This is a genomic window from Bacillus sp. JJ1773 (assembly GCF_036962035.1).
Taxonomy (GTDB): Bacteria; Bacillota; Bacilli; order Bacillales; family Cytobacillaceae; genus Cytobacillus.
In genome coordinates, this window is record NZ_JBALNX010000139.1 from 1 (window position 1) to 4,519 (window position 4,519).

Sequence of the window (4,519 nt, forward strand, 5' to 3'; positions counted from 1 at the left end):
CATTAATACAGGTTGATGGTTCTCTGGGATGTTGTAAATTTCTTTAATGATGTGTTCATTTTTCACATGCATTGGGCAAGTATCCCATCCTTTATCTTTGGCAGCTAACATTAATAGCATGGCAGATAGACAAGCATTTCTTATATTATCTTCTTCTATTAATGTAGTATTATTACTATATAAATTATTAATTGTCTCAATCGTATCATTGTATTCTAACTCGTCAATAATTCCAAGCATTTTCATACCTTCATATAATCGAGGGGCTTCCTTGTATCCATCCTTATCTCCACATACGATGATCGTTGCAGAAGCACTAAGGGTTTTATGCTGTTCATATGAGGCTTTCTTGACAAGTGCTTTCTTTTCCTCTGATGTGACAACATAATAATGCGTAGTTTGAATGTTATATGATGAGGGATGGGTTTTAACGATTTCAAATATTTCTTGTAATTCAGGAGCAGAGATTTTCACGTCCGATTGAAAATTGATAGCTGAACGTCTACTTTTTGCTAATTCTACAAATTCCATATATGTATTCTCCTCTTTATGGTCGTTCTATTTGATAGATTAAATTTCACCATTATATCCTCATTATACATAATAAAAAAGAGCTTTTATTTGATGAAAGGTACAAAATGGTGAACCATAACTGCGACTTTTGTACTTTGGAGTCTCCTCCACCACTATCTATTGTATACTGGCTTTCCAATATCCCCTAATTGTCTTGAATTCCTGATGTGTGATTGAGAAGCATTCTTACCGTAATCGGTTCATTTGGGAAATTATTTTTCAACTAAAGGGCCTAGAAGTAAAAGACATATCTAAAAATGTTACCTGTGCTTATTACGGTTTTATTCAAGCACGAAAAGATGGGCATAGGTAAAAGTTTGTTGTTGGTTAAAGGGTGCAAATGTTGAATAATGGGTTTGTGTTGCAATCATTTTTCCTATTCGATTAACATGATTGTTAAAGAAGGACAGACATAATATTGTTAAGAATTATGTATTCTAAATATTTTGGAAAGGGAGTGAAATACAAATGAACTTTGAAACCCTTATTTTTAATTCAATACCTGACGATGATATATTAGGTGGCATTGTAGAATTACATAAAGACATTTTTGGGAAATCAGATAATTTGATTAACAAAATGGCAAGTAAACCGCAATTATTAATTATAACCGCTATGAGTGGTACAAAGCTTATTGGATTTAAGATTGGATATGCATTGGATGATAATAAATTTTATAGTTGGATGGGGGGAGTGGATATCAATTATCGAAAATTTGGTGTAGCTTCGACCCTAATGGAAAAGCAACATCAATATGTAAGGGAACTGGGTTATAGTGTTGTTCAAACAAAAACAATGAATAAATGGCGTAATATGTTAATTTTGAATATAAAAAATGGATTTGATGTTATTGATACGTATACCGATGAAAAAGGAATACATAAAATTATTCTTGAAAAAAATTTACTCAACCTAAAGGGTAGCTAGGGTTTAAGTATAAGTAGCTTTTAGGTTGTATATTCTATATTCAGCATTCGGGGCAGCATTCCTGAATAGGGACAAACATTGTTTTGTAGATATTGTATAACTAATATGCAAAATATAATATGTTAAAATTGGATACAGAATTTATTTGGAGGAGTTTATTTTGACAGTAGAAAAAAGTTTAAGGATTTGTGAAAAAGGACATAAGTATTACAAAAGTAGTGAGTGTCCAAGTTGTCCTACCTGTGATAAAGAGAATAAGCCTAAAAGTGGCTTTCTTTCGAAACTCAGTTCACCTGCAAGAAATGCATTGGTTCACGAAGGGATTGACACTTTGAAGGAACTATCAAAGTACACTGAAAAAGAAATTTTAAAAATTCATGGTATTGGGCCAGCTTCCTTACCTATTTTGAGAACTTCATTAGAAGAAGTAGGGTTATCATTTAAAGAATAAATGAACTACAATATGTGACATACTTTACTTAATTAACTAGTGCAAGAGTTCAAAAGTTAGACTTGAACTCTTTGCCTTATACGAAATTAAAGGATTAATAATAATTAATAAATATCCAAGTTCATCTAGATATTGGACAACTGGTGTTTGATAGTGTCCAAGATGCTTCTAGAATCACTGAGGGCTTCTGGCTTCTTCTGACCTGTTTCTTTCTGTTCATGATCTAAGAACTCTACAAGTAATCCAAGCCTCTCAAGAGTATGGATACTTTAAAGCCCTTACAAAAAGGTTTCCCTTATCTACAAAAGCTTGAACCGACTTTCTCCTTTTGAAATTTCCAGTCCAACGACTGGATTCATCCTCATCACCTCCTAATCTCTTATTTGCAGGTACCCCTAATTCTTCCTTCTTGCAGTGTCACAGCTTTGCTTGTTATTCTAGATTTATGTCCCAACCAGCCTCAACGTGTTTCTACAAGGAGGGGGTAAACTGTTTACTTTAACGGGATCTAAGTCCCATGGGCAGTTACATTTTACCCTGGCTACCGTTAAAAATAAAACCCTATTAAAAATGGTCAACAAGAAATATTTTCTTATCTGGCTGACCTTATAATACGAAAGGGCGCTTTTCTGAAACAAGGAAAGCGTCTTTCTTCATGAAAAGGGCCAGATTGTTGAACAAAAAGTGATAAAATATGTATATAAAATTGCAATCCTGGGCGTGATGACAATGGATAATAGGTTATTAGAAATATTTGTGGAATGGGAAGATAAATTAGACAAAGATGAGTGGTATTTTAGTAATTCCTTCGAATTAATTACTAAGGGAATGTCTCCCAAAGAAGCGTTTAACTACATTCCAAATGTTATTGAGGTTTTATTACAATTAGGGGATGACTTTTTAGTAGGGGAAACCCATTACTTCTTAATTGAACTTTATAGTCTTGCTGACACCACCCAGATACATCCTCACCTCGAAAGTAATTGGTCTATGTTAACACAATATATTAAGAAATATGAGGACTCTTATGCTATTCCATTTAAAGAACTTAGACGACAACTTAGAATAAAAGAGTGAGGCTAGTACCTTAGACAAGTAACGGGGGCTTTAGCACAATAGAGGCTGACCGCTTCTGGTGGTAAAACCGCAAAACAGTTAACAATGAAATCTACTTGACGAAAGTTTAGGAAGGAAAAACCATGGAAAAAAACAATCAAATTTTCGCAAAAACAACAAGTCTTATTTTAAGAAGATTTAGTCTTAACGACACTGATGACTTCCATTTTTATCGTTCAAATTCTGAAGTTGCTAAATTTCAATCATGGGAGAATTATCAATATCACGAAGCCGAATCGTTCGTTAATGAACAAAGTAAAAATAACCCTAATCAACCAGGTACTTGGTTCCAGTTTGCCATTGCTTTAGCTGAGACTAATCAACTCATTGGAGATTGTGCACTTCATACGCTTTTAGACGAACCCAATATTGTAGAAATCGGGTTTACTCTTTCTCCAGGATACCAGGGGAATGGATATGCAAGTGAGGCTGTTAGTGCGTTATTGGATTATATATTTAATGTATTAGGAAAACACAAAGTAATTGCACATACAGATGTTAGAAATAACAAGTCTATTGCTTTACTTGAACGCGTTGGTATGAAGCGAGAAGGGCATTTTTTACAAAATTACATGTCAAAAGGACAGTGGATTGACGAATATCAATATTCAATTCTTAAGTCTGAATGGGAGAGTACCTCAAACCTGTTAATTTAAGGAAGAAAGAGTTTTTCATCGTGTTAAGCTGGAAAAACCATTACCGAAAGTTATAAAGTTTTAACAATTCTACTTTACTTGAAGATCGTTGAGCTGCTTAGACGGCTCTTTTTTCTTGTTCAATTAAAGGTGCAGGATAGTGTAAAAAGCAGTAGTTGTGGTAATAGGGGGGGATGGATATGTTTTTCTTTAATAAAGAAGATGTTTATATAGGATTTTCAATGGAAGAATTTTCAAAGGTAAGAGCAATTTTAAAAAGAGAAGGTATTAAATATACCTATAAAGTTATTGATCCTTCAGGAAAATGGTTGGGACCTGGTACATCGAGAGGAAACTTTGGAAGTTTCGGAATGAACAAGAATTATAAACAACAATATGTTGTTTCTGTTAGAAAAAAAGACGCAGAGAATGCAAAAAAATTTGTTCATAGTGTTTTGCATTTATAAGTTTTATTTCACTAATGGGTGCTTTACTTGAAGATCGTTGAGCTGCTTAGACGGCTCTTTTTTCTTGTTCAACTAAAGTGGCAGAATAGTTCAACAAGGATGATGGTTATTTGTGGTAAAATTTAACTGATAGGGGGATATATTATGGGAAATTTAATTTTGACATTATTCATCTTAATTATAATATCGCTTAATGTTGTTTTCTTTACATTGTTTAAAAAGGGAAAATTGAATCTTATGGTATCAGGCATCTTAATGATGGTACTTGCCCCAATGATTGGTTTTTCAAGTGGTGCATTATTTCTTCATTTTTATGATTGGAGTTCTGGAGGAACAGGAGAAGGTGCAGG

At 33.5% G+C, this 4,519-nt stretch carries 7 protein-coding genes; 6 read left to right on the top strand and 1 reads right to left on the bottom strand.

The window, feature by feature from the left end; genetic code table 11:
* Positions 1–531, bottom strand: a 531-nt coding sequence (locus V7127_RS25320; protein ID WP_335490918.1) for a nitroreductase family protein, incomplete at its 3' end; no start/stop codon positions are given.
* Between the two features lie 510 nt (positions 532–1,041).
* Here V7127_RS25320 and V7127_RS25325 point away from each other — a divergent pair.
* The 6 genes from V7127_RS25325 to V7127_RS25350 all read left to right on the top strand — a co-directional run.
* Positions 1,042–1,500, top strand: coding sequence for a GNAT family N-acetyltransferase (locus V7127_RS25325; RefSeq protein WP_335490920.1), 459 nt, complete (start codon positions 1,042–1,044; stop codon positions 1,498–1,500).
* A 160-nt stretch (positions 1,501–1,660) separates the two neighbouring features.
* A complete protein-coding gene (locus V7127_RS25330; protein WP_335344341.1) occupies positions 1,661–1,951 on the top strand; it encodes an RNA polymerase alpha subunit C-terminal domain-containing protein in 291 nt (96 codons plus the stop codon).
* Between the two features lie 729 nt (positions 1,952–2,680).
* A complete protein-coding gene (locus V7127_RS25335; RefSeq protein WP_335490923.1) occupies positions 2,681–3,028 on the top strand; it encodes an ABC transporter in 348 nt (115 codons plus the stop codon).
* 122 nt (positions 3,029–3,150) lie between these two features.
* A complete protein-coding gene (locus V7127_RS25340; protein WP_335344343.1) occupies positions 3,151–3,723 on the top strand; it encodes a GNAT family N-acetyltransferase in 573 nt (190 codons plus the stop codon).
* Positions 3,724–3,902: 179 nt separating this feature from the next.
* Entirely contained in the window at positions 3,903–4,169 is a 267-nt protein-coding gene (locus tag V7127_RS25345; protein WP_335490926.1) for a hypothetical protein, read from the top strand.
* A 144-nt stretch (positions 4,170–4,313) separates the two neighbouring features.
* Positions 4,314–4,519: inner-membrane translocator (locus V7127_RS25350; protein WP_335490929.1), on the top strand; the 206-nt coding region annotated here is incomplete at its 3' end.